The organism is Trichocoleus sp. FACHB-6 (assembly GCF_014695815.1).
GTDB lineage: Bacteria > Cyanobacteriota > Cyanobacteriia > Cyanobacteriales > FACHB-T130 > Funiculus > Funiculus sociatus.
Window position 1 is genome coordinate 20,009 of sequence record NZ_JACJOY010000027.1, and the last position, 25,828, is coordinate 45,836.

Consider the following 25,828-nt stretch of genomic DNA (forward strand, 5'->3'; position numbering starts at 1 on the left):
TATCCAGCACTTCGGTAAAGCGAAGTGTTGGGCTGCTGATACTACCTCGGCGATTTACGCCAACCATTTGCTATAGCCTCTGACTCTGTGCAAAACCATCTCTCCCCACTTGCTGGATCAATCCGTGTTGACTCATAATCCTCTGCACCCGGAAGGTGGTAAATCTTGTTTCCAGTTCCAATGGAAATGTTTCCTTTAATATTGCATCCCGGTTTTGTTATAGATGTAACAGATGTCATTGGAGATGAAGAACGGCTACCACTATATTCCGGAGAACGGCTACCGCTAAATTTCATTGCCACAATCGCAATAACACCCACAACTGCAATGCGGATAACCTTTTCCAGCCCGTGTTTTGTTGGCTTTTGCTTATAAGGCAAAGGTCGAGGTGCAACCCCTTCAATTGAGGCATTGGAGGCACGAACTTTTCCATTTGCCTCCGTTGTTAGATCGTAAAGAACTGTATCCCCTACTTTTGGGCGGCGACTCGCTTCTTTGAGCGCACTGATATGAAGAAAAACTTCTTTACTTCCATCACTAGGTTGTATGAAGCCGAAACCCCGATCATCCTTCCATGTTTTCAGTTGACCTTTACGCAGAACAGGTTTCATGAAAGAGCCTCATTGTCTATGCCCATTTTATAGTGTTTCCCCATAAAGACAAAGTAACAACGCTAATTTCTCCCATAGATAACCTTGCGATATCTTAAAGCTTAAACACCGACAGATAACCTTGAAGTACCGCATCTTGGTGGATGCGGTTTGAAGAAAGTTTAATTAGCCAACTTTTGCGGGAGGAAATTATGCAGGAATCTGTAACTTATCAAGCCATTATCCGAAAAGGACGACAACAGGGAAAGCAAGAGGAGGCGCGATCGCTAGTTATGCGTATGCTAACCCGTCAATTTGGTAATCTAGATGAACAATTGCAACAGCGCATTGGGGCATTATCGGTCACGCAGTTAGAGGAATTGGCTTTGGCGTTGTTGGATTTTCACTCTGCTGCGGATTTAATTGTCTGGTTGGATGAGAATTAGTTATGACTACACAGAGCGATCGCGCTTTGTCTAGCCCAGAGCGATCGCGTTTGATTCCAAAAGCAAAAAGACAAAAGACACTTTTTTTGCCTTTTGCCTTTTTACTTATTAAACGGGCTAGGAGGGATTCGAACCCCCGACACCGTGGTCCGTAGCCACGTGCTCTAGTCCACTGAGCTACAAGCCCTTGTCCGAATCTCATAATAACACAACTCAAAGCGATGACGCAAAATTTTTCTGAAATTCAACCGCTAACTCATCTGGATGCTCAAGGTGAGGCGCAGATGGTGGATGTTTCCGGCAAATCCGCAACCAAACGCATTGCAGTCGCCGCCGCGCAGGTGCGGATGTTGCCAGAGACGTTGGCGGCGATTCAGGCGGGGAATGCGCCAAAAGGGGATGTCTTAGGAACCGCGAGACTGGCAGGAATTATGGCAGCCAAACAGACTTCAGGGCTAATCCCCCTGTGTCATCCCTTACCAATCAGTAAAGTAGAAGTGAATCTGACACCAGACCCCCAACTGCCGGGATATCAAATTCGGGCAGAAGTCGTAACAAAAGCTGAAACAGGCGTGGAAATGGAAGCCCTGACAGCGGTTTCTGTTGCTGCGCTGACAGTGTACGACATGGCAAAAGCCCTGGAAAAGGGGATGATAATTGAATCAATTCGCCTAGTGAGTAAAACTGGCGGCAAGTCGGGAGATTATCAACGCCCGGAAGATGCCACTTAGAGCTTTAAAATGAAGTTAGTTGTTAGAAATGACAACTTATAACTCCTAACTCAGAACTTCCATGCCTCCTCGTTGGCCTCGCAAACCCGACCGTAATGACCCCGCCTATCGTCGCCTTGATGACCGGATGAATTTTGCTATGCACGTAGCGATTTTTGCCGCCTGTAATTCTGGCTTGTGGTTTTTTCACAATTTGCAGAATGCTACATGGCCTTGGGCTAAATGGGTGACAGGAATCTGGGCAACGGTCATATTGATTCACATGATTTATATCTTTGGAGTGGCAGATTACTCCACTCCTGTAGTCGAATCTGTAGCCGCAACTCCGCAAGGGTTCCAACCAAAACCCAAAGAGAAGACAAACAAAACAACCAAGAAAACTACCAAAAGATAGACCGTAGGTTCTGCTTTTCGTTGATGAAAACTGCGAGGGGATCGATTGCAATTAAAGCAAGTAGATTCCCATTCACAAAAAGAGAGTAGATGTTATGGCTAAAGCGAACACCAGCGAAGCAATCGAAGCACTCGCCGCTGAAATTGGCGAAAACATTTACATTGACATTGCTAAATGGCATCTCTATTTACGGGATGCTCATCTGCACACTGTCTTGGCAGAACAGCTGTATCCCATGCTGGTTAATGATTCCTTACAAGAAGACCGGGTGCTGCAAGTTCTGGAAAATATCCCTGTCAAGTTAGGCGGAGGAAAACGGGAAGTTCCTCTGATAGACTTGCTGCCTATGCAGTGCCAAGTTAATTTGATGGATCTTTTAGAAGAGTATCAGCGCAACTTGTAAAAAGTTGTTAAATAAGAGCTTTTCCGTGGGCATCTGGGTGAGATAAATTGCGATCGCGCACGGGCGATCGCATAGTCTTCTATCAGGGTAGGGCGACACTTGTTTATTGGCTCAAAAGCGCCATCAGTAACGGCTTTCTTCAATACCGAGTTTTTAAGGATTTGCGACGATAAGCGTATTGACCATGAATATTGACAAGATAAGGCATTAGATAGGTAAGAGATCCGGCAATCCAGCGATCGCGAGTCATTTCTCCTCTGAAGAAGGCAAGACCGTGATTGATCAAAAATAAAACAGAGCCTACGAATACAGCAGTCCGTAAGCCTGTCGGGATCAATTCTTTGTCAAATAGACTGGCTAGATATCCTTTGAAGGCCTTCATTGGTTGCCTTTGTTATTAAGCTAACGAGCCAAGTTTCAAAACTCATCTCGGCTTAATATTTAGATATCACACCTTCCTGCCAGACTTTGGTAGTGTTGCATACGGTTGAGTGAGTGCGTTTGCTTAACGCCCCTTGCCATCTTTATCTCACAAAGCGCTGGCGAATGCGGGAGACAAAAATATCCACTTCTGGCAAATTCAGCCGCGTGGCAAATAAGGCATAAACCCCTAAGCCGACTAACCCAGCTAAACTTAGCTGCAACAACTGCAACAGCAAACTGTTGCTACCCAAAAATTGCTGAAAACCTCGACTAACGCCCCAAGTTGCTAACCCAGCCAAAAAACTAGCGCCAGTTAAACTGAGGATAGGTAAGCACCACTCCCGCCAAGGTAAGCCGTGAAGCTTGCGATCTAACAACCACACCAGCGCTATTGTTGAAGTAATATTCACCCCCACGGTTGCCAGAATCAAACCGGGTGCGCCGAAACGTTGGACAAGAATATAGTCGAGTATGGCATTAAGGAAGATATTCACGATACTGATGCGAAACGGTGTTTCGCCATCCCCCAAAGCATAAAAGACGCGCACCAGCACGTCACGCGCTAAGTAGACAAACATCCCAATGCCGTAAGCAATTAGGACTGAGGAAACTAGCTGGGATGCCCTTTGATCGAAAGCATAACGCTCATAAACCACGCGCACAATTGGCACTGCCAGAGTTACCATTAAGGCACTCAAAGGCAGCATGGTAACGGCGGTGAGGAGTATTCCCTGACGAATCCGCGCCTTGAGTTCAGTCCAATTTTCCGGGGCAGCCAGCCGCGAAAATATGGGCAGTAGCGGCACTAAAATTACATTGGAAATAATTCCCAACGGCGTTTGCACTAAAAGCCCAGCATAGGTCATGGCTGCTGCTGCTTGGGGAATATAAGAAGCGAAAAATAAATCGGTGTAGAGGTTAATTTGCAGCATTCCAGAGGAAAGAGTTGCTGGCCCCATCACCTTGAGGACATCCTTAACTCCAGGCTGGTGCCAGTCAAAGCGCAGGCGTAATGTACCCAAGCCCGCCCGCCATTGTGCCGACAGCTGGATTAACCACTGTAAGATGGCACCAGCAAGGGTTCCCCCAGCTAAAACTAATCCTCCCAGCTTGGCGTATTGGGGGGCGTTGATTTGGTCGCCGAGTTGCAGTGCTAAGATGCCGAGTCCGCCAATGACTGTAATGCTGGAGAATAACGGACTAACGGAGGGCAACCAGTACATATCAGCGGCGTTGAGGGTGCCAAAGCCAATGCCGATGAGTCCAGCAAGGATTGCCATCGGAGCCATGATCTGTAATTGATCGATGGCGATCGCTTTTACTTGTATCCCGTAGGCTGTCTCGCTTAAACCGGGTGCCACCAGGTTAATGAAGACTCCGGCAAATACAATTAAAACGATGGTGACGATCAAGAGTATCCCTCCCACCAACGTTGTAATGGTTTCCACCAAAGGTGCGGCTTCCGATTTGTCGCGCTTGGCTAAGACGCTGACAATGGCACTATGAAAAGGGCCATTGATGCCGCCCAGTAAGATCAACAAAAAGCCAGGGATGACATAGGCGTAGTTGTAGGCATCGGCGGTGACACCTACACCAAAAGCAGCTGCGATCGCTTGCTGGCGCACTAACCCAAAAATTTTACTAATCAGTGTGGCAATTGCCACAATCCCAGCAATTCCAGCTAGGGAACGAGCGGTTTTTTGCTTTTCAGTCACAAATGCTTAAAGATACCTCAAGAGCCTCATTTTATTTAAACGCAAAGAATGCAAAGGTTAACGGTTTAGGTAGCAAAGGTTTGTCTGACTCTGCGATCGCCTAAGATTACCTTTGCGTTACTCTGCATTAAAAAACTACTATGGATTGGCTTTACCAATATCCAACTCTGTATCCGGGTGTCCTAGTCAAACGTTATAAGCGGTTTTTTGCCGATATTGAGCTGGTGACTGGGGAAGTAATTACCGCCCACTGCCCTAATACTGGCCCAATGACGGCGGTTTCTACGCCTGGGAGTCCGGTGCAGGTGTCCTACAGTGATAATCCTAACCGCAAGTTGCCTTATACCTGGGAAATGATTCAGGTTGGCGATACTGAACCAGCGTGGGTAGGAGTGAATACAGCTTTGCCAAATCGGGTGATTAAGTTGGCGTTGGAGAAGTTTCTGTTTCCCGAATTGGGTAAATACAGTCTAATTCGCTTTGAAGTACCTTACGGGAAAGAGAAAAGCCGGGTAGATTTTTTGCTGACTGGCGATGAGTCTGACAAACCGATTTATCTGGAAGTCAAAAGTACAACTTGGGCGCAAGGTAAACTGGTGCTATTTCCCGATACGGTCACGACGCGGGGACAAAAGCACCTGCGAGAACTAACGGCGTTAATTCCCCAAGCGCGGGCGGTGATGCTTTATTTTATTAATCGTGGCGACTGTAACCAGTTTGCGCCCGGAGACATTGCCGATCCTTTGTATGGGGAGTTGTTGCGCGATGCTGTTTCCTTGGGGGTGGAGGTGTTACCTTGCCGCTTTGAAATTAACCCAGAGGGGATTCGCTACTTGGGGTTAGCTGATTTTATCCCATCAATGCCCAACCCTGTCTAATTGTCGCTAAAAGAACATTACGAGGAGGAGTACCCTAGCTTAAGATAGGGAGGCGATCGCCCAAACGCAAAAATAAGCACGCGCGATCGCGCTCTATAGGTTTAGGGTAAATAATCAGTGGAGCTGAAAAACGTTATTATTGCTCACAAAGCGGGAGATCCCCTAAGCCGCAGTTGGGCAGAAAAATGCGCTAGGCAACTGGAAAAACGCAATTGCCATGTTTTAATGGGGCCAAGTGGGGCGAAGGATAATCCCTATCCGGTTTTTTTGGCTTCCGCAATGCACCGCATCGATCTGGCGTTGGTGCTGGGTGGAGATGGCACAGCATTGGCAGCGGTTCGGCATCTATCTCCAGAGAGAATCCCGATTTTGGCGGTGAATGTTGGGGGACATCTGGGATTTTTAACACAGCCATTTGAGGAATTTCAAGACACTGAGAAGGTTTGGGACAGGTTAGAGGAGGATCGCTATGCTATCGAACGCCGGATGATGTTGCAGGCGGCGTTATTTGAGGGCGATCGCACGAATATGGAACCGGTGAGCGATCGCTTCCTCGCACTGAATGAAATGTGCATCAAACCCGCCTCCGCCGACCGCATGATTACCTCGATATTAGAAATGGAAATTGACGGCGAGGTGGTCGATCAATATCAAGGGGATGGGCTGATTGTCGCCACGCCCACTGGTTCCACCTGCTACACCATCTCTGCCAACGGCCCGATCGTCCATTCTGGCATGGAAGCTATTACCGTCACCCCAATCTGCCCTTTGAGTCTCTCCAGTCGCCCAATTGTCATCCCCTCCGGTTCTGTGGTGAGCGTCTGGCCTTTAGCTGACTACGAATTAAACACTAAACTATGGATGGATGGGGTGATGGCAACTGCAATTTGGCCCGGACAGCGGGTAGACATCCGCATGGCAAATTGTCTGGCTAAGTTTATTATTTTGCGGGAAAACTATTCCTATTACCAAACGTTACGAGAAAAACTCCAGTGGGCAGGAGCTAGGATTCGGTATAGTAACAATCACCGCAATTAGGAGCAGTAAGCAGTTACGACAAATCAGCGCCAGCTTTCTCAGGAGCTTTGTGGCAGAATTAACCCAATCGTTTTAAATTTGTGAGCAATGGCTTGGGCGGCTGGACATTTGTTACAGGGCGGCAAGTACACTATCGAGAAAGTGCTTGGGGAGGGACGCTTTGGTATTACCTATCTCGCTAAAGATGCCAAAGGTGAAAGGGTTGTCATAAAAACCCTGAATGATGCTCTGCTGAATGACTCAGACTTTAACAGGTTTGAGCAAAACTTTGTTAAAGAAGCATTCAAACTGGCTAAATGCCAACATCCTCATATTGTGCGGATGCTTGAGGAACCGTTTCTAGAACAGGAGCCTTCCCAAAACAAAGAACTGTGGTGTATTGCGATGGAGTATGTTGCTGGAATTGATCTAGCCCATCGACAAAGCGCTATTTTGTCAATTGAAGAAGCTCGCTGCTATATTCAGCAGATTGGTGAAGCTTTAATGGTGGTGCATCAGAAGCAGATAGTGCATCGGGATGTGAAACCAGCCAATATTATGATTAGGTCGGGTAAGAGTGAGGCTGTTTTAATTGATTTTGGATTAGCGCGGGATTTTGACCGCAAGTTGAGTGCAAGCGTTCTTGATACGGAGGCTGAACCAAATTTTGCTGCGCCTGAACTTTACTCGCGAACTGCTGAATTAAGAGCTTATACCGATATTTATTCCCTAGCAGCAACGCTATACAACCTATTAACAGGACAACTGCCCACCAGTGCAAAGGAGCGTCAGCTTAACAATACTGCTTTGAAGCTACCAAAAGAAATAAATCCTCAGATTAGCGATAAGGTTAATCGCGCTATTCTTCGGGGGATGGAACTAGATGCTCAAAAGCGCCCTAAGTCAGTAGAGGAATGGCTGGACGATTTGGGATGGAAGCGTGAGGCGATTGGTGGCTCTAATCCGCAGATTGAAGCGGAATCAAATAGACAGACACGATTAGCAGAGCAACAAGTTAAGTTAGGAGTCGCAAATTTGTGGATAGCAGTGGTGATTGGAATCCTATCAATTTTAGTAACGGTGTTGTTAGCAATGTATGGCGATCAATTGAAATCTATTTTCGGCAATCCTGACTCGCCATCCTCTTCAGAACCGTCGCCAGCTACCACTTCAACACCGCAAATTTCGCCTATTAAATCGCTGCCAAAGAAGTAGGGGCATGGCATTGCCATGCCCCTACAGATATATTCGACCCAACTGAGAACCGCTATATATAGCAGCCCTAAATAATTCGTGAAGGCGAGATACCCGACTTCTTAAAGAAGTCGGGTATCTGAACTCCAGACATCTCACATCTAGGGCGATTTTCCTGGGGCTAAACATCACTAACCGAGATGTAATGGATTAAAAAGCCTGTGTAAAAATGAATGTAGTCCTAGAGAAATTTTAATTATGTTTTGGACGACAGGGCAGCAGTTGGACAATGGCAAGTACGTCATTGACAGCGTTCTAGGGCAAGGAGGATTTGGGGTTACTTACAGAGCAAGACATGGGAGGCTGAATGATCTAACATTTGTGATCAAAACTCCCAACCCATTTTTGAGAAAGGATCGAGAATATGCCCGGTATGTAGAGCGATTTATCAAAGAAGCCCAACTGCTAGCCAAACTGTGTGCCAATCCTCATCCCCATATTGTGCGGGTTAGCGACTTCTTTTATGAAGGCGATATGCCGTGCTTGGTGATGGAGTATATTGCAGGGGAGAATTTATCTGACCTAGTAGAGCGCAAGGGGGCGTTACCTGAAACTGAGGCGGTGGAGTATATTCGTCAGGTTGGGGATGCTTTGGTATTCATACATCAAAGGAAGCTGGTACATCGAGATACCCATCCTGGTAACATCATGCTGCGTCCTGGTAGAGATGCTGATTTATCCCGTCTGTCTCAAGCTATTTTGATAGATTTTGGGTTGGCTGGAGAAATTCTTCCTAAAAGCCCTACTTCAAGACATTTTGCCAATAAAGATTTTGCTCCCTACGAGCAAATGATGGGTAGTGTAGCGCCTACCGTAGATGTGTACTGTCTCGCTGCCTCGCTGTACTATGCCGTTACCCGTGAATATCCGGCTGCTGCTTGGGATCGCAGGTATCACAGCGCTGATTTAGTGGCACCACAGCAACACAATCCCAGGATTAGCAAAGACTTAAATCAGGCAATTCTGTCAGGGATGGCATTAGAACCGGAAAACCGCCCTCAATCGATGGGGGAGTGGTTGCAGATGTTGGTTCCAGAGGTTACTGGTGACGATCGGAGTTCCGAGCAGGGAATAGATTACAACAAACTGCGAGAGTTACTAGCATCTGGAAACTGGAAACAAGCAGACCAAGAAACAGCAGATAGGATGCTAGAGGCAATCGGTAAAGAAAGATGGTGGGATGTTACATCAAACGATATATCTGAATTTCCCTGTGCCGACCTCCGCACGATTGACACTCTCTGGGTAAAATACAGCAATGGGCGCTTTGGCTTTAGCGTACAAAAGCGCATCTGGGAAAGCGTCACTGGGAAACCCGGCGAAGGGGTCGTGGTGAAACCCGGCGAATGGGACTTAAAAATATATAAGAAGTTTGGTGATCGCGTCGGCTGGTACGTGAAACAAAAAGACGAATGGCTCTCCAACAGTAACCTGACCTTCACCCTCAATGCCGCAGAGGGGCATCTCCCGGCTTTGGTGTGGTTGCACCCTTTTTACCCTTTGCACCCTTTATGGATAAATGGTAGAGAAATAAGTAATTGGGTTTTGTTATCTTCTCTCGTATCGAGACTTGTAAAGTGTAGCATTGCTTAGTTACAGAGGATTGTAACTATTTGCTAAAACAAACTTTTCTGCAACAGAATGCACTTCCTGTGGATCTGATACCTGGCACCGCTCCAAAGGAAGGCACATTTCCCCTGGCGATGTTTTTTCTGTTTTCCCGGTTTTCCCTTGACTACTATTCCAGCCAATAATTGGCTCCCCCAATGGTTTCTCTCCTCTGGCTTGGGTTGGGGGCAGTCTTTTTTACAAAATCCTCGATATTTAGCAGCGCATTCATCCAAGGTTTTTCCAAGTTGTAAAAAGGCTGGATGCGATGCCACTGAGAATCGTGTCAAGCGAAATTCACGATTATTACAGCGTGTTGTAACGTGATAGCAGTATCCAGGTAATAACTGACGTTGTTGGCGAGGCATTATGTAAAGCAGAAAGTATTGTATCAGTTTAAGAAGATATCATCTTGAATGCGATCGCGTCTGTAATTCAATCAAGAGTGCGATCGCGTTTGAAACTGTTAAAGTGCAACCAAGTCACAAGAAGAGAAAAGTACCAGATGGTGTGCGATATTTGTGGACAAGAAGGTGTGACAATCCGCAGGATTACTAGAACATATGGGAAAGGCAAAGATTTGCTGCTAATAGAAAATATTCCAGGGGTAAGTTATCCTCCTTGCGGTGAAAGCTACTTCACAGCAGAAACCCTTCATGAAATTGAGTGAATTAAACTCTATCGTAAAAATTTAGCTGTTGAACGTCCTGTGGAAGTAGCTAGTTTTGTGTAACGAAAAAGTGCAACTGAACAAGCGATCGTATTCCTCACACCACCAGCGCGATCGCTTCTTATAACAAACAGCTATCATCTGTTGTAATAACGTTGCTCAATCCACGAACGCACCTCAGCTTCTGAGCCAAGATAGCTAGAGCGACCACTAACAGGATCGTAAGCACGCCAATAAGTATGTCCGTGACCATCAGAAACCTGCCAAACACGCAATTCTGAAGCATTAACCAGGAATCTGAGAAAACCTTGCCAAATTCTATTTAGAGTAAATAACGCCGCTGAGGTTTTCATAACTAAAGCACCGAATCAGAGTAACTATTAGAGTACGATTGGCAGTAACTAACGCACTTCATCCGGCTGAGTTACCCGATTGGATGATTTTTGACTAATTCCAAGATTGGGTTAAACTTGGGAAACCGCGATGCTGCTACTTTAAAATATCTATCAATAGATAGATTGACCAAAATAGAAAATATTTATGCGAAATTTGAGCCTGCCTAATACATGGTTTGGTTTTTTTCTTATCGTTGTGTTGGTACTCGGCGTTTTTTTTCGCTTTGTTAATCTGGACAAAAAAGTTTATTGGCACGATGAAGCTTATACTTCATTGCGAATTTCTGGCTATACCAGTGCAGAAGTGAATCAGCAACTTTTTAATGGTCAAGTAATTGGCATCGAAGATTTACAAAAGTATCAGCGTCCTAATTCTGAAAAAGGCTTAATTGATACTATTAAAGCTTTAGCAATCGATGATGCTCAGCATCCGCCACTTTATTACATATTAGTAAGATTTTGGGTGCAGTTGTTTGGTAATTCGGTAGCAGTCACGAGAAGTTTATCAGTGCTGTTTAGCTTGCTGGTATTCCCTTGTGTCTATTGGCTATGCCTGGAATTATTTGAGTCGCCGCTAGTGGGATGGGTAGCGATCGCTCTAATTGCTGTCTCCCCTTTCCATGTTTTATACGCGCAGGAAGCGCGGGAATATAGCCTATGGACGGTGACGATTTTGTTATCAAGTGCTACACTGCTGCGAGCTTTACGACTAACCACAAAAGATGGAAATAAAACTTACCATATTCGGGCATGGGGAATTTACGCCGCCACTTTAGCATTAAGTATCTATACATTCCCATTTTCTGTATTGGTGGGAATCGGACATGGAATTTATGTAATTGTAATTGAAGGCTTCCGCTTTACTAAAAAAGTAGCTGCCTTCGTACTGGCATCCCTGATGGCGGTGCTATTGTTTTCTCCTTGGTTGGTAATTGCGATCGCTACTTGGTCGGAAACAGGAGCAAACTGGACAGCTGTACCCATTCCCTTAATAGCTTGGCTAAAAACGTGGGGAATTCACATTAATCGTGCTTTTATTTTAACCCAAGGCGACTTTGGCTTTGATACTCTATTAACCTATTTAACCTTACCTATTTTTTTAATTTTGGTTAGCTACTCAATTTATTTTATCTGCAAAAATACCAAAAAGGAAGTTTGGTTATTTGTTCTAACTTTGATGGGAACCTTAACTTTAGCTTTAGTGCTTCCGGATTTAATTTTAGGAGGACAACGTTCAACTTCTAGCCGGTATATAGTCCCTTTTTATTTGGGTATTCAGCTATCAATTGCTTATCTACTTGCCACTGGGATTACATCGGCTAGGTTTTTAGAACAGAAATTTTGGCAGATAGTGATGGCTGCACTGATTTCAGCAGGTATTGTTTCTTGTGCAATTAATTCTCAAGCTGAGACGGCTTGGAACAAAGTAGTTAGTTATCACAATTATCAAGTTTCAGAAATAGTCAATGAAGCAAAGGCTCCTCTTCTAATTACGAATTCTTTTGGGATTAATTTCGGCAATTCCCTGGCTCTTAGCTATGTATTCGAGGAAAAAGTACGCCTTATGGTAGTTCCAGGTAATACGCAGCCAGATTTTATGAATATTCTTAATATTCCTCAAGGTTTTAGCGATGTGTTTTTATTAAATCTTTCGGAGCAATTTCAGGAGAAAATTAAGAAAGAGTCTAATTTTAAAATAGAGCCTCTTTACAATGACAATTTTCTCTGGCTCTCAAAACTCGTAAAACCCTAAACTTTAGAGACAGCGATCGCGCTTATTCCTCGATTTCTATCAAACAACACTCGCGGACGCAGCAAAATTTTGAAAATTAGCAACAGAGAACTAATTTCACCGGGGGTATCCCGACGCTTCCACTGACCAGGACGGCAAAACAACATTTCTACTAATCGCCGATGTTCAGAAAGACTCAACTGCTCAAATGTCACTTGCACTGTCGGAAATTCATCAGTGAAACCAGTAGAAATAATTTGTCCTTCTAGATATATTTCTTCCTCCATAATTGCCAGCGTTACGGGCAATGGTTCATTGGAAGAAATCGGTGGCAATTGGGTCATAATTACTTGAGCGCCAGCTTCTGAAATTATCTTGGTAATTCCCCAATAATTCTGCCCTGCCACATTTATCTGCACCACTCGCCTCAAATCAAACCATTCATACAGATCGGGTTTGGGAACATCCAGCAAGATTAACAACGTGATGCCAATCATCAGCAAATTATAACCACTCCAAACCCAACCCAAGTTGATACCTTTGTATACCTCAGCTGTGCCATTAGTCATCATGCACATTCCCAAATTCCGCCACAAACTGACCGATGTTGCTAGGAATAAGATAATCAAAGGCCATGCTAAACGCCAGTTGAAAGCATAGCGATCGCGTGATATCCCTTTTGGCGTTACTTTAAAGCCTTTTGAGAAGGGATTTAGCATTACTTGAAATACAGTCAGTGCTAGGGGGAAACACAGCACTAAAGTATAAATATCCGATAACAAAGCTGAGCGCGAACGGTAATTTAGCCAGGAGAAAACAGATAGTTGCACCACATAGTAAGGTACAAAGAAATACAACAATTCAGCAGCTGTAGCCCGGATGGGAATAACGCCTAAAAATGAATATGCTAACGGCATCAACAGAAAATAAACCCGCGCCCAACTGGTGAACCAATGCAGCAATCCTTCTGAATGAGCCAGTCTTTGTAAGGGGCTTAGTCCGGGAATTGTTAACGGATTCGACTCAATAAAAAATCCTTGTAAAGTACCCCGCGCCCATCGCAGTCTCTGGGTAGCATGAGCAGCAATATTTTCTGCGGCTAATCCGGCACTCAATTTTTCATCTAAATAAATTAATCGGTAACCTTGGGCAGATAAACGAATTCCTGTAAAGTAATCTTCACTGAGTGAATCTGTTACAAAACCACCAGCTTGTTCCAAAGCGCTGCGTCTGACAATAAAAGAAGTACCAGAACAAATTACGCTGCCTGCTGCATCCCGAATTGGCTGAATTTGCCGATAAAAAACTTCTTCTTCTGGTGTTAAAACGTGTTCTAAGCCTAGATTATGGGCAATCGGATCAGAGTTATAAAAGCTTTGAGGTGTCTGTACGAGGGCGACTTTTTCATCTTGAAAGAAGCCTACCGTGCGGGTAAGAAAGTTTTTAGTGGGGATAAAATCAGCATCGAATACAACAATTAATTCGGCTTTGGTTTGAGGAAAGGCATGATTAAGATTTCCCGCTTTAGCATGACTATTATCTGCTCTTGTTTTATACTCGCATCCCAGTTCTTCAGCCAATTGTTCCATTTCTGGGCGCTTAGTATCATCGAGCAAATAAATCTTTTTGTTGGCATAATCTAAAGCTTGACAGCCTATGATAGTGCGCCGTAAAATAAAAACTGATTCGTTGTAAGTGGGAATTAAAATATCTACAAATGGTGTAAAAGTGCCGTTGAGGACATTCTTAGAAAGCTGGTCAGCTTCTTTCCTTCGGTCTTTCACGTTTAGCATCAAAAACAACTGAATAATGCTACTAGCTAGCATTAACATTTCCATGCCAAATAACCCCAGGCTAAAAATACCATTTAGGGGATCGGCAAGATTCAGGGTAGAAAGCGATCGCCAGACAATATAGCGACTCGTCAGCCCCAGCAAAATTCCCACCACAAAAAACCGCGATTTAACATTAGGTAGCGGGGAAATTTTCATCACCGCCAAGACAGTAAGCAGCAAAGCAATCGTGGGAACTAGCAGATATTTGCCAGCAACCATTGGCGCTTCCACCCACATAGGCGGCTTTTCTTGCCATTTTTGTAGTTCGGCAAACAGGTAACTAATCGTCCCTTCACCAGCAAACCATGCCGCAGCGATCGCGCCCGCAAAAGCCACAATCCCCACCATGATCAGCGTTGCGACCCGAAGCCGAAACACGCGCTTCAGGATACGACGCTTTGACATTTGCTTATTAATCTGCGAAGTCGTCATTCCTGTTAATTCCTCAAAGTTAGGTTGGTATTCAATTCTTCTAAATTAATCTCCCAATAGTCTGAATAAATTAAATTTTGCTTAGCTATCAAATTGGATTGTAACTCAATATATTTTTGGTTTCGGTGTAATCGTTGCATACAAGCCGCTTCAAACAATCCATAAACAGGATTAGAATGTTAGAGAACTAACATATACTAAAAAAAAAAGTAGGTTGGACTGGTATTAGCAACGTTACATATAATAATAGTTTTTTTCACCCATGTGTCAATAGAGCAAAAATGATAAGGGGCTGAAATCATTACTAAGTCTTACATGAACTCAAACTAATACTATGTTAATCTCTAGTTATAGCAATCCCATTTAACTTGTGAACGAGTATTCTGCTTGTAGGGACAAGGCGTTGCCTTGTCCCTACAGGGTTTCACGAATCATTTAGGATTGCTATAGCAGATATATATTTAAGCGTTTTCCCGCCAATTTCTCAGGAAAAACTCATCTTTCGATGTCAACATTAAGGGTAGATTGTCAGTAAAAATGATGTAGAGGAAGATGAGGTTATGAAGTTGAAGATAGCAATAGTGTGTGCCGTTGCCCTTTTGACTGTTGGCTGTACCAAAGAGGTAAGTTCCAATCAAGCAACTACCCAAGCTGAGGCATCAATAACCCCAGAAGCTAAGTCAGTTGCACAAGTACCCCTATCTGGAAAGTTTGTAGCGGCAGAACACCCTACTATGGGAATGGTTAGTGTGGTGACAGAAAATGGGAAAAACTATATAGAGTTAGATGAAGCTTTTAAAACCAATAATGGCCCGGATTTATTTGTTATCTTGCATCGTTCCGAAAAACCGCCAGTATCAGGTATAAAAGAAGAAGATTATGTAAGCATTGGTCGCTTGCAAAAAGTGAGCGGTACTCAACGCTATGCTATCCCTGCTAATGTAAATCCCGCAGACTTTCGTTCAGTGGCGATTTGGTGTCGCCAATTCAATGCTACTTTTGGTTTTGCTTTGTTGAGTAGCTAGTGAATTAACCCATAGTGAGGTTGTTATGGAAATTGCAGATTGGACAGCTTTAATTCATCCCGCGATCGCAGTTACATTCGTCTTCCCGCTGATTGGCATTGTCGTTCACTTCGCTTGGCAAACTCGTCAACGCCGTTTGCAAAATAAAGAAGGGAAAAGCAAAATTTCTCCAGTTGTTGGTAAAGAACACGTTCAAATCGGGAAATGGCTTTCAGCTGCGGTCGTTGGAGTTGCCTTGATAGGACTTGCTTACCCAATCTTTGGACATATTTTGAAAGATAACATTGGAAGCAAAAACCCTTTTCAAGTTGTCTTCATCGTACTAATGTTTGCAGCTACTATTGCCTCGTTAATATTCCTATACAAAGCCAGACAGGGACTTTGGCGAGGAGTTTTTGCTACTTTAACAGGTGCAGGTTTAGTTATTTTGGGGTTCCAAGAAGGCGTTTTTCGACGAGATAATGAGTGGTACTGGTCACACTATTACATCGGCATTGCAGCTGCAATGTTGATGATTTTCTCGTTAGCAATTATTGAGGATATCTATAAAGACAAATCAAATCGCTGGCGCAATGTTCACATCATTTTGAACTGCATCGCACTTTTACTATTTCTAGGACAAGGTATGACCGGGACGCGAGACTTGCTAGAAATTCCTTTAAGCTGGCAGAAACCTACCATTTATCAGTGTGATTTTGCTAATAAAACTTGTCCTCCTCCTGCACCACCGAAAAGTTAATATTTAAACGAAATTCTCTTGTTACCATCATAGAATTTCACTTTATATTGGCAATAAATGGATCTGTTGCGGATATAAAGTGAAATTCTATAAAAAAAACAAATGACGGGATTAATTACCTTTAAAGGATGTTTTAATAAGATTTACGCATTTTTGGGTAGGAGAGTCTGCGCCTGCTACAGAGAAAGCGATCGCGCCTAAAACTCCTAGTCCCAGCACCAAGAGAACTTGGCATAAATAGCGATCGCTATCAAGGCAAAAAATATGTCTATCAGCTTAAATATAAAGTCTCGTAAGGCGCTATTGTTTTTTTAACTTATGTTTACAGGTATGATTTTGGGCGATCGCTATTAATTTTTCATCCAAAATGCTATTACATTCCTGTCCGGTAACGAAAATTATACCCGCATGAGCAGCCGCCGTCAGTTTATCGAAACAGTTGCCAAAAGCGCGATCGCTACCCTCATCGCTTCTCCCTTAAAATCAGGAAAAGCTGCAACTCCCCCAATTTTAAAACCCGCCCGTTTAAAACCCGGTTCTATTGTGGGAATTGTCAGTCCCGCTAGTGCAACATTTCTCCGGGAAGAACTCGATATCGTCATAGATGTAGTGCGGGGACTGGGAATGGTTCCCAAACTTGCTCCCCATATCCTCGACAGATATGGTTATTTAGGGGGCAAAGATAAAGACCGCGCCGCAGACATCAATCAGTTTTTTGCTGACCCGAAAGTAACAGCTATTCTCCCAATGCGTGGCGGCTGGGGTTGCAGTCGGATACTACCATATTTAGATTACCAACTCATCCGCAAAAATCCCAAAATTATTGTCGGTTTCAGCGATATCACAGCGTTAATTTTGGGAATTAACGCTAAAACTAACTTAGTTACATTTCACGGCCCCAACGGTTTGACATCTTGGCGAACAAAACAAACTGATTCTTTCCGCCGCGTCTTAGAATCTGCCGAAACCATGACTTTTCAAAACCTAAAAGATGACGGCGATGAAAGTCGATTGATGCAGCTAAAATATCGCCAACAAACTATAACACCCGGTCGAGCGCAAGGCAAGCTTATTGGCGGCAACCTTTCAGTTTTATCGGGAATTGTAGGTTCTCCTTATATGCCCGATTTAAACGGTGCTATCTTATTTTTAGAAGAAATTAATGAAAATATTTACCGCATCGACCGCTTGATGACTCACCTAAAAATTGCCGGAGTATTTAATAAATTAGCTGGTTTTATTTTCGGGCAATGTAAAGGATGTTCACCTGATGCTGATTATGGTTCTCTCACCCTTGAAGAAGTAGTTTGGGATCATATTCAACCATTAGGAATTCCCTCTTGGTACGGCGCGATGATTGGTCACATTGAACCGATAGTTACGCTTCCTATTGGTTTAGATGTGGAGATTGATGCCACTGCTGGGACTATTAGGATGTTAGAACCAGCAGTGGTTTGAATTGACTCTAAGACAGAGGTCTTTGTTTAAGGAAAGCATTATTTGTGAAAGTTAATTAAATTTATACACAGACAACTACCTAAATTTTGACAAAACATAAGAGTTAGTGTTATTAATTAAATAATATAAAAAACATTTTATCCATAAGTCTATAGCAAAAGAAAATATGAGCCGAAGTAATTTACAGATTTTCGATAAAGAATTTTTATTCCCCTTACCCATCAAGATCGCTTTAGAGTTCAGTTTAAAACCCGCCCTAATGAACGACCAACTTACAGTATACAGCTTGAGTGTCAATTTGAATCAGAAGGTCAGTGGTATGCAGTAATACGTGCTAATGATTTCCACGATCGCCCTCATCTTGATATCCTTTCGCCTTCAGGCGAGGAAAACAAGAAAGTTTGGTTATCAGACCAGATGGACAATAAGATGAATATGAAAGAGGCAAAGCGATTTTTAGATGAATCCTGGGAAAAAGAGAGGCAACGCTATGAACAACAACTTGAACAGTATAGGCAGCAACTTAACCAATGAGCAACGCCAGCAGATGGCAACTGCTAATATAGCCGTTGCATTTGATTATCTAGACTTTTTGCTGGAGAACCCTGAAGCACTTGAAGAAATTCCTGATGGTGCAACAGTCATTCTCTCTACAGGTGATTCTTGGGTTGATGAACAAAACAATCAGATTGCAGTACAGGTGGAATGTGCTGGTGAAACTATTCATCATGTACAGGAGTTAGTCAGGAGTGCATAAAACGCTGACTCCTGTCATCTCCAGAGTGATAACAGGCTGTACACTGCTTATCCTTAAAGCAGGTAATCAGTTCTTTACCGAGGTTTAGGTGACAAGAGCCATCTAAACCTCGGTAATTAATTCATTAAGCTGCTTTACAATAATTAGGAAGCTGTAAAATTAGCTCGATCGCATCCCCAACTACTCTGTCCGTTTCAACAAAATACCCTTCAGTCCCGCAGCTTTTGCTCCCTGATAATCTTCCTGGTGACTGTCGCCAATGTGCCATACGTCCTCAGCTTTTGCCTGATGTTTTTGCAACGCGACGGCGAAAATCTGTGGATCGGGTTTAGCAGCACCAACCTCAGAGCAAATAGTTACGGAAGTGAAATATTGTATCAAATTTAAAGATTGCAAAACCGAATAAATCCGAGAATCGAAATTTGACACCACACCCAGTTCAATTCCCATCTTGCGCCACTTTTCCAAGGATGCAGGGACATCTGAATAAACAAACCAAGGTTCAGGGGTGGAAAAGTGGTTGTAGAGTTCGTCAAAAAAACTGGCAAAATTGGAAAACTTTTCGAGAACACCAGCTTTGTGAAAAGTGGAAAGCGCGATCGCACGCCACCAATCAGACTCGCAATCGGGAATTTTTTGGGGTTCTGTACCTGGAAACACTGGCGGCGGCGAAGCTTTAAAACTCTCGTAGAAAGCTTTTTGCAAGTCTTCTGGCGACACTTCCACATCAAACCGACGCGCGATCGCGCCATACACCTCGCCTATACTACCCCGCACCCCAAACATAGTGCCAACAGCATCGACAAAAATCACTTTGGGACGCTTCCGGCTATTTTCGTGTTCCATCTCTAGATTGCAAACCCTACAACACCACCCACTATATTCATTATCATGTCATTGAGCGTATCCCAGTAGAAAGCTGCAAACTGCCTATTCAGAATCAAGCCATAGCGCGATCGCAAGATATTAAGGTAAACTCACTGATATTTCCGAGTAAACCAACGAACCCCATGATAAAAATTAGATTTTGCTACCAGTGCAAGCTTCTCCAGATATCTTGATAAACTGGCAAATGCTTAAGCCAAATGCTCTAGGCAATTCAGTAATAACCAAGATTAAGGGATGAAATTTTTATCAATCATCCATTTTATCTAACTTTCAAATATCGGATAATTATAATGGTACTTAAATAAACTTTTTGTTTTTTATTTGGCAATATTGCTTCTAATTTAGTTAATTAAAAAATGACCCAAAGCCTATGTATAACTACAAACAGCTTAGGAAATACCGCTAAATACAACCCCATAAAAAATGCGGGCTATAAAAGCCATAACTAATTTTCTTAAAATATTTAAGCATTTTTTGCTCATTAATAAGCAAAGCAAAATATGGTGGTTAATACCCACCTGATAACTATATCTCTTAACCCCCTCCTGAAGATCCAACCGCAGGATGGTTTCATACAACCCTTAGAAAATATCGAAAATTGCGACATTTTGTAGGGGCATGGCATTGCCATGCCCCTACCGCCAACCAAAATCAACGTTACAGAATTTTCTTTTAATAAATGAAATCACCTTGCTCGTGAAGATCCAACCGGGGCTTGGTGGTGGGGTGAAAGCTACTTAGACAAAAAATCAACCAAAGGTTGAGTAATCCAATTCAAGCCGACTTTCAGCTGATGATTTAGCGATGGCATCCGATACAGATAGGCAAGACGGCGGAGAATGTAAGCCGGAGTACCATCCAGTTTGATTCCCAAACCTGTCAGCGTGGCGTTATCGGTTCCCAACGTCATCATCTCCCCTAATTGCTGATAGCGGAAGGGAAGCAAAGGACGACCGCTCAGCGATGCCCAAATATTCCAGGCGGCAAAATCAGACTGCTGGAACGCAGACTGGGCCGTTGCGGGGATAGCTTGTCCCGTGACATCATGACAATCGGCAAGGTCGCCGAGAGCAAAGATATCTGGATGGTCAACCAGTTGCAGAGTCGGCGTAGTAGTCAATTGACCGCGTTGATTTTGTTTGACAGGGAGGCTTCGCACCGCATCCGCCATGCCCACTCCCACCGTCCACAGCACCAAATCCACCGGAATCGGGTCTACCTGTCCTTTATACACCAGCGAGATTGTCGTCGGTGAGATCGACTCAACCGACGTATCCAAATCAATCCAAACACCTCGGTCTTCCAAAGCTTTCCGCGCTGCATCCCGGTTAAAGTCGGTTGAAGTTCGCAGAATCATATCGCTTAGTTCAATCAAGCGTATCCTACCGCGATCGCCAAGACGGTCAGCCAACTTACAAGCCAACTCTACGCCGCAGTAACCAGCACCCGCGATCGCGATGCGAATCTTATCAGCTTCCGACTCCTCCAAAATTCTCAGGCGTTCTTCCAGACGATACGCATCAGCCATAGTGCGGAAACCAAAAGCATACTCAGCAGCTCCCGGTACCATGTCTAGGGAAGTCTCCCCACCCAACGCCAACACCAAGCGATCGTAGGCAAAATCTTGACCGTCGTGCAAATGTACTAGATGTTCCTCGATATCAATTCCAGCCACGACACCCTGACAGAAGCGTACACCCGTGTTAGCCAGAATTTCTTGAAACGGCGGGGCAATTTCCCAGGTTTGCAGTTCCCCGGTAAGCAGTTCATACAGTAGCGGTGTGAACAAAAAGCGGTCATCCCGATCGACTAAGACAATTTCGGGACGTTCCGACCTTTCCCACGGCAGTTCGCTCAAGCGCAAAGCGGTGTAAAGACCACCAAAGCCGCCACCGAGTATACAGATACGTGCAGGTTGCTGGGTCATAGTTGGATGCGCGGACACTTCTAGCTGGGCAACTACTTTCAGTCTACTGATTCTGCCGTTCTATAGCCATCAGCCAGCGAGCTAAATATTTCCCCTCGTGGAGTTCATCTAATTGTGTCAGCCGTCTCACATTCGACGAATGGCGATTTCGTCTTTTTGAAGGAGAGTAAATGCGCCGCTCATTCTTGACTCCCCTGTTCAGGTCTAAACTCTGCGATCGCTTCTATCTTACCCACAATATTACTGTTGAACTGGGGCAAATCCTCAGCAGGTATCCAATACTCCTGATGTCGAGAACTCCCCACAGTCTGAACCTCGTACCGCGCAATAAATTCCGTTTTCACCTGAAATTTGGTGACATAGCCAACATAGCCAGAAGCTGCGTCTTTGGTGTTCCAATCTCTAGCAATTTGCACAGCATACGCCTCCGTTAGTACCGGATAAAAGATTGGTTGATAGGGAAGCCGAGGCGGAAACGCAGTGTAGCCGCTTTCTGCGATCAAATCCCACTCTTTTTGTCCAACCGGACGAAATAGCACTGTAGTCTCATTCATGTGTCAATCTCAGGATTAATTCCCATTACACGTAATTGTTCAGTTAAACGTTCAGCTCGTTGTTGTTTAGCCGCCTCTTCTTCAGGACTTGGAACTAACATCCCTTCAAATCCCTACTTACCAAGTCACGCGATCGCGTAATTTTTCCAACAAACTTGGGCCAACTCCTGGCACTCGATCCAAATCTTGTAACGATGTAAAAGGTTTCTGCTGACGCGCCTCAATAATACGCCCAGCTAGCTTTGGCCCAACACCCGGCAAAGCCTCTATTTCTTCTTTACTTGCCCTATTGAGGTTGACTTTTTGAGGAATTTGATTTTTGCTTTTTTCAGATATTTTAGAAGCTGGAATCATTCCAGTCTTTCCCTCACCTCCAACTCCTCTCCCGTTCTGGGAGAGGGGAGAAGGAGTTACAATGGGTTGCGCTCCTGAAGCATTTTTTACCGGACGACATTGTTTTTCCTGAGCATTTATTTTTTGTAAAATCCTATCAGGAACACCCAACAGTGCATTAGCATAAAGACGCTCAAACTCGCGATTGTAATGAGCCGCAACCCTCTGGCTTTGAATTACCAAAACCGTCTCATCATTGCCAGTATTGGCAGCATCTGACCAATTGTGAGAACCTGTAATTACAGCTTTTCCATCCACAACCCCGAATTTATGATGCAATAAATCTCCCTTTGGTAGCAGTGGTACGCCAACAGTTTTAATTGGCTCTTGCCAAGGGCGATTCTCGGCTTCGTACTTGCAAGAATTACTCAAAGCAACCCCCATCATATCTAAAGCTTCGCTGTAGGGACGATAGATAAAATCTGGGTCAATTAAAGCCCGGATCTGCACTCCTTTTTGATGGTCGGCTTCCAAAATATTAACCAGACGCTGATCTGAAAAAACAAATAAAGCCAGAGCAACAGATTGGGCAGACGTATTTAAGGTTTTGCCAATTAAGCCATTACTACTTTGATTCCAAGATTGTGTAGTCGAGGTTGGAGAAAACTGGACGGTGACAGTAGTATCTAAAAGGTTGACTTGTTGCGCTGGTCGAAACGTCTTTTTGACACCAAACTTACTATCAGGTTTGCCTCCTGGCCCATCTCCCCACATTAAGTTAAACTCTTGGGTAAAAATGGATGCCACTTCAGGACTATCAATTTTTAATAAGTTATTAGCATTTCCCAAACTGCTAGGTGCGGAAAAATCTCCATGAATGTCGCTAGAAGTAAAATTTGCTGAAGTAACAATTACACTTGTGCCATCAACGATGACAAACTTGTGGTGCATCAGGCTGCTGCCTTTGGAACCGTCAGCAGTATCATCAATTGTGGGGATACCAGCGTTGCGTAAAATTACCAAGGCATCTCCTTGATTAATTTCCGCACTCGTGAGTTGATTATCGGCGTTTCGGTCTACTAGCTGGCGAAATTCGTTATAACGTTGGCGTTCTCTTGGCGGTAGTTTCGCCACCTCAGCAGCAGTAAAACTACTCCAAGGGCGACTGTAGATATTTTCCAAAATCACCCGCACTTTCACCCCCGCCTGCTTGCGTTCCGCCAACGCCGCCGCAATTTTAGGCAAGCGCAACTCCTGTACCGCTACATCGACTGTGGATTTAGCAGCAGCGATCGCATCCACAATATGATGCTCTAAGTCATCTCCCGGTCGTTTTTGCAGTCGGTAAGGCTCAATGTATTCTGATGTAGCCGCGTGGTTGAAGTATACCTGAACAAACGGATCTTGAGGCAGGGGCTTAAGGATGGGATTTTGCGACTGCACCCGCCCACAGGCGGCGAGAGTCAGCGCTATGAGAAATACATACCCCAAACGGATTTTAGTCAGGGAAAAGAGATTCACGGTGAGATGTTGGCTAACAGGCCGCAGTTTTATTACGTCGTGAAAACATAATTTTCGCTCATCCACCCACACAATAAACTCACGTATTAAAAGGTTTCATAACTTTTTGACCCAAAAAACGAAAACCGTTCTCAGAAACTCGCCCTTCTTGCATTAACATAAACTGCAAGCGGATAAAATTTATATTTTGTCCAACCGCCTTCACGGCGGAGAGTTTCCACAGGGTAGCAGCATTGTGGGGGTGGGGTGCCAAAAGCCACGCCACTATTTTTTTATGACAACAAGAAAAAAGACTTTTCCGTGCGGTCACAAGGGCTATGGGCAAATCTGTCATCGGTGCGCCTCTGAACGCGCCACTTGGGTTCAAAAAAAACAGGAAAAACAGCAGTGGGAGGAAACCTTCGCCAACGACCCCATTGATTTGAGACACCTTCCAGCTCATTTGGTGGTAAAGGCGCGTACCATCATTGCTAGATTGGAAAATACCCGGAACTATACAGAATTTAAGGGAAAGCGGCTACGCCACAACCGCACAATCATCAGTATTCCCTTAAGCCGCGACTACCGGATGATTTGCCGCGACTGCGGTAGCAGACTGGTACCGGAAGAAGTTATGTCCCACGAAGAATATAACGTCTGCAAACCGGGCGGATAGAGTCTGGTTAACTGTTCGTTGTTCAGGCTTTTGGCGCTATATGCTGAAAGTGTAGGAAGCCTGTCGCTTGAGCAACCATGCAAGTTTACCTGGATTATAGTGCCACCACGCCCACTCGCCCGGAGGCGATCGCTACCATGCAGCAAGTTCTTACCCAACATTGGGGGAATCCTTCTAGCTTGCATGAGTGGGGACAACGGGCAGCAACCGAACTCGAACAAGCAAGAATGCAGGTTGCGGGATTAATTAACGCACCTTCCTCAGAGTCGATTATCTTCACTTCTGGCGGCACTGAGGCAGACAATTTGGCAATTATGGGGGTTGCCCGCAGCTATAGATCGCCTCAGCATATGATTATCTCCAGCATTGAGCATTCAGCTGTGGCAGAACCAGCACGGTTACTAGAATTATGGGGTTGGGAGGTGACGTGCTTGCCAGTGGATACTAAAGGCAGAGTGAATCCCAGAGATTTAGAATCAGCGCTACAACCCAATACAGTCTTGGTTTCGGTAATTTACGGTCAAAGCGAAGTTGGTACGCTACAACCGATTGCGGCACTTTCACAAATTGCCCGTTCCCAAGGTGTTCTGTTTCACACCGATGCTGTGCAGGTGGCTGGACGGTTGCCCATAGATGTGCGGCAGCTACCCGTGGATATGCTATCTCTCTCCAGCCATAAAATTTATGGCCCTCAAGGTGTTGGGGCGCTTTATGTGCGTCCTGGTGTGGAGTTAGTACCCTTGTTGTGCGGTGGCGGACAAGAATTAAAGTTGCGTTCCGGGACGCAGGCTGTACCAATTATTGCTGGTTTTGGTGTGGCAGCAGAACTGGCAGCGCAAGAATTGGCAACGGAAACATTAAGATTGATAAAATTACGCGATCGCCTCTTCTCCCTCTTATCTGACAGCCCCCACCTCATACCCACTGGCGACAGACTGCATCGCCTACCCCATCACGTCAGCTTCACCGTCACTGGGGGAATCACCGGAAAGACCCTCGTGCGCCAGATGAACCTCGCTGGAATTGCCATCAGTGCTGGCGCAGCCTGTAGCAGCGGTAAACTCAGCCCTAGCCCCGTGCTGCTGGCAATGGGCTACAGCGATGCAGCTGCTTTAGGAGGAATTCGACTCACTCTGGGACGCGATACCACCGAAGCTGATGTAGACTGGGCGGCGATGGTGCTAAAGCAAGTTTTGCAAAGATTGATGCCCTTAGCCTTAGCTAAGTGTTAATGAAACATATCATAAATTGAAAATCACCTATGGCATTCACAATAGAACAACCTTCAAATTCCTACCTGCACATTAAAGGAGATATTCCACTTGAAATAACTGAAGGAAAATTTATTTTTGTTACGAGAAAGCTTCCTCTAAAAATTTACTCTCTTGTTCAACCCGCGAAAACCATTCCAGTCTTTGGCAGCTAAGTTGTTCATTGAAGAATTTTTA

Annotated in this window: 26 protein-coding genes and 1 tRNA gene; 16 read left to right on the forward strand and 11 right to left on the reverse strand. The window is 44.5% G+C overall.

Features of this window, described 5'->3' with window-relative positions; translation table 11 throughout:
* Positions 1–41 precede the first annotated feature (41 nt).
* The gene (locus H6F66_RS05650; RefSeq protein WP_190419095.1) at positions 42–611 is read right to left on the reverse strand and encodes a cold shock domain-containing protein; all 570 of its coding nucleotides are present in this window, start codon (positions 609–611) and stop codon (positions 42–44) included.
* Between the two features lie 191 nt (positions 612–802).
* Here H6F66_RS05650 and H6F66_RS05655 point away from each other — a divergent pair, with 191 nt between their 5' ends.
* Positions 803–1,036: a DUF4351 domain-containing protein gene (locus H6F66_RS05655; protein WP_199313302.1), complete on the forward strand. Its 234-nt coding sequence runs from the start codon at positions 803–805 to the stop codon at positions 1,034–1,036.
* Positions 1,037–1,149: 113 nt separating this feature from the next.
* On the opposite strand, the gene H6F66_RS05660 is transcribed toward H6F66_RS05655, so the two are convergent.
* Positions 1,150–1,223 (reverse strand) — tRNA-Arg (locus tag H6F66_RS05660).
* A 34-nt stretch (positions 1,224–1,257) separates the two neighbouring features.
* Between H6F66_RS05660 and moaC the strand changes: the two genes are divergently transcribed.
* The 3 genes from moaC (at position 1,258) to H6F66_RS05675 (ending at position 2,564) form a co-directional block, all read left to right on the forward strand.
* Positions 1,258–1,767, forward strand: a complete 510-nt coding sequence (gene moaC, locus H6F66_RS05665) for a cyclic pyranopterin monophosphate synthase MoaC (protein ID WP_199295412.1) — start codon at positions 1,258–1,260, stop codon at positions 1,765–1,767.
* 61 nt (positions 1,768–1,828) lie between these two features.
* On the forward strand, positions 1,829–2,161 hold the full coding sequence (locus tag H6F66_RS05670) for a 2TM domain-containing protein (protein WP_190419099.1): 333 nt from the start codon (positions 1,829–1,831) through the stop codon (positions 2,159–2,161).
* Positions 2,162–2,255: 94 nt separating this feature from the next.
* A complete protein-coding gene (locus H6F66_RS05675) occupies positions 2,256–2,564 on the forward strand; it encodes a DUF3181 family protein (RefSeq protein ID WP_190419101.1) in 309 nt (102 codons plus the stop codon).
* A gap of 139 nt (positions 2,565–2,703) precedes the next feature.
* On the opposite strand, the gene nrtS is transcribed toward H6F66_RS05675, so the two are convergent.
* Both nrtS and murJ read right to left on the reverse strand, forming a co-directional pair.
* Positions 2,704–2,946 carry a nitrate/nitrite transporter NrtS gene (gene nrtS, locus H6F66_RS05680; RefSeq protein ID WP_190419103.1) on the reverse strand — a complete coding sequence of 81 codons (243 nt, stop codon included), beginning with the start codon at positions 2,944–2,946 and terminating at the stop codon, positions 2,704–2,706.
* 142 nt (positions 2,947–3,088) lie between these two features.
* Positions 3,089–4,702 carry a murein biosynthesis integral membrane protein MurJ gene (gene murJ / locus H6F66_RS05685; protein ID WP_190419105.1) on the reverse strand — a complete coding sequence of 538 codons (1,614 nt, stop codon included), beginning with the start codon at positions 4,700–4,702 and terminating at the stop codon, positions 3,089–3,091.
* Positions 4,703–4,842: 140 nt separating this feature from the next.
* Between murJ and sfsA the strand changes: the two genes are divergently transcribed.
* The 4 genes from sfsA to H6F66_RS05705 all read left to right on the forward strand — a co-directional run bounded on the left by sfsA (position 4,843) and on the right by H6F66_RS05705 (position 9,444).
* Positions 4,843–5,580: a DNA/RNA nuclease SfsA gene (sfsA, locus tag H6F66_RS05690; RefSeq protein ID WP_190419107.1), complete on the forward strand. Its 738-nt coding sequence runs from the start codon at positions 4,843–4,845 to the stop codon at positions 5,578–5,580.
* Between the two features lie 117 nt (positions 5,581–5,697).
* Positions 5,698–6,618, forward strand: a complete 921-nt coding sequence (locus H6F66_RS05695; RefSeq protein ID WP_190419109.1) for an NAD(+) kinase — start codon at positions 5,698–5,700, stop codon at positions 6,616–6,618.
* A gap of 87 nt (positions 6,619–6,705) precedes the next feature.
* Positions 6,706–7,812 (forward strand): serine/threonine-protein kinase, encoded by a 1,107-nt coding sequence (locus tag H6F66_RS05700; protein ID WP_190419111.1) that lies wholly within the window; start codon positions 6,706–6,708, stop codon positions 7,810–7,812.
* A gap of 237 nt (positions 7,813–8,049) precedes the next feature.
* Positions 8,050–9,444, forward strand: a complete 1,395-nt coding sequence (locus tag H6F66_RS05705; protein WP_190419113.1) for a serine/threonine-protein kinase — start codon at positions 8,050–8,052, stop codon at positions 9,442–9,444.
* Here the strand turns inward: H6F66_RS05705 and H6F66_RS27535 are convergent, their stop codons facing one another.
* Positions 9,445–9,618, reverse strand: a complete 174-nt coding sequence (locus tag H6F66_RS27535; RefSeq protein ID WP_199295411.1) for a hypothetical protein — start codon at positions 9,616–9,618, stop codon at positions 9,445–9,447. It lies immediately after the preceding gene.
* 253 nt (positions 9,619–9,871) lie between these two features.
* Here H6F66_RS27535 and H6F66_RS27540 point away from each other — a divergent pair, with 253 nt between their 5' ends.
* Complete coding sequence (locus tag H6F66_RS27540; RefSeq protein ID WP_199295410.1) at positions 9,872–10,129, forward strand: YgiT-type zinc finger protein; 258 nt, start codon at positions 9,872–9,874, stop codon at positions 10,127–10,129.
* Between the two features lie 137 nt (positions 10,130–10,266).
* Here the strand turns inward: H6F66_RS27540 and H6F66_RS05720 are convergent, their stop codons facing one another.
* Positions 10,267–10,482, reverse strand: a complete 216-nt coding sequence (locus tag H6F66_RS05720; RefSeq protein ID WP_190419115.1) for a hypothetical protein — start codon at positions 10,480–10,482, stop codon at positions 10,267–10,269.
* 187 nt (positions 10,483–10,669) lie between these two features.
* Here H6F66_RS05720 and H6F66_RS05725 point away from each other — a divergent pair, with 187 nt between their 5' ends.
* A complete protein-coding gene (locus H6F66_RS05725; RefSeq protein ID WP_190419117.1) occupies positions 10,670–12,277 on the forward strand; it encodes a glycosyltransferase family 39 protein in 1,608 nt (535 codons plus the stop codon).
* On the opposite strand, the gene H6F66_RS05730 is transcribed toward H6F66_RS05725, so the two are convergent.
* Positions 12,274–14,523, reverse strand: a complete 2,250-nt coding sequence (locus H6F66_RS05730) for a glycosyltransferase (protein ID WP_190419119.1) — start codon at positions 14,521–14,523, stop codon at positions 12,274–12,276. The genes H6F66_RS05725 and H6F66_RS05730 overlap by 4 nt on opposite strands.
* A 560-nt stretch (positions 14,524–15,083) precedes the next feature.
* On the opposite strand from H6F66_RS05730, the gene H6F66_RS05735 reads away from it, so the two are divergent.
* From H6F66_RS05735 to H6F66_RS05750, 4 genes are all read left to right on the forward strand, one after another.
* On the forward strand, positions 15,084–15,548 hold the full coding sequence (locus H6F66_RS05735) for a DM13 domain-containing protein (protein ID WP_190419121.1): 465 nt from the start codon (positions 15,084–15,086) through the stop codon (positions 15,546–15,548).
* A 25-nt stretch (positions 15,549–15,573) separates the two neighbouring features.
* Positions 15,574–16,287 carry a DUF4079 domain-containing protein gene (locus H6F66_RS05740; RefSeq protein ID WP_190419123.1) on the forward strand — a complete coding sequence of 238 codons (714 nt, stop codon included), beginning with the start codon at positions 15,574–15,576 and terminating at the stop codon, positions 16,285–16,287.
* 408 nt (positions 16,288–16,695) lie between these two features.
* Positions 16,696–17,745 (forward strand): LD-carboxypeptidase, encoded by a 1,050-nt coding sequence (locus H6F66_RS05745; RefSeq protein ID WP_190419125.1) that lies wholly within the window; start codon positions 16,696–16,698, stop codon positions 17,743–17,745.
* Positions 17,746–18,235: 490 nt separating this feature from the next.
* Positions 18,236–18,502 (forward strand): hypothetical protein, encoded by a 267-nt coding sequence (locus H6F66_RS05750; RefSeq protein ID WP_190419127.1) that lies wholly within the window; start codon positions 18,236–18,238, stop codon positions 18,500–18,502.
* Between the two features lie 180 nt (positions 18,503–18,682).
* On the opposite strand, the gene H6F66_RS05755 is transcribed toward H6F66_RS05750, so the two are convergent.
* The 4 genes from H6F66_RS05755 to H6F66_RS05770 all read right to left on the reverse strand — a co-directional run bounded on the left by H6F66_RS05755 (position 18,683) and on the right by H6F66_RS05770 (position 23,725).
* On the reverse strand, positions 18,683–19,348 hold the full coding sequence (locus tag H6F66_RS05755) for an HAD family hydrolase (protein ID WP_190419129.1): 666 nt from the start codon (positions 19,346–19,348) through the stop codon (positions 18,683–18,685).
* Positions 19,349–20,123: 775 nt separating this feature from the next.
* Complete coding sequence (locus H6F66_RS05760) at positions 20,124–21,317, reverse strand: NAD(P)/FAD-dependent oxidoreductase (protein ID WP_190419131.1); 1,194 nt, start codon at positions 21,315–21,317, stop codon at positions 20,124–20,126.
* Between the two features lie 179 nt (positions 21,318–21,496).
* Positions 21,497–21,871 carry a hypothetical protein gene (locus tag H6F66_RS05765; protein WP_190419133.1) on the reverse strand — a complete coding sequence of 125 codons (375 nt, stop codon included), beginning with the start codon at positions 21,869–21,871 and terminating at the stop codon, positions 21,497–21,499.
* Between the two features lie 117 nt (positions 21,872–21,988).
* Positions 21,989–23,725 (reverse strand): phospholipase D-like domain-containing protein, encoded by a 1,737-nt coding sequence (locus H6F66_RS05770; RefSeq protein ID WP_190419135.1) that lies wholly within the window; start codon positions 23,723–23,725, stop codon positions 21,989–21,991.
* A 274-nt stretch (positions 23,726–23,999) separates the two neighbouring features.
* On the opposite strand from H6F66_RS05770, the gene H6F66_RS05780 reads away from it, so the two are divergent.
* Together H6F66_RS05780 and H6F66_RS05785 are read left to right on the forward strand one after the other, a co-directional pair.
* Positions 24,000–24,380: a hypothetical protein gene (locus H6F66_RS05780; protein WP_190419140.1), complete on the forward strand. Its 381-nt coding sequence runs from the start codon at positions 24,000–24,002 to the stop codon at positions 24,378–24,380.
* 77 nt (positions 24,381–24,457) lie between these two features.
* A complete protein-coding gene (locus H6F66_RS05785; RefSeq protein WP_190419142.1) occupies positions 24,458–25,612 on the forward strand; it encodes a cysteine desulfurase family protein in 1,155 nt (384 codons plus the stop codon).
* The last annotated feature ends 216 nt before the right edge of the window (positions 25,613–25,828 follow it).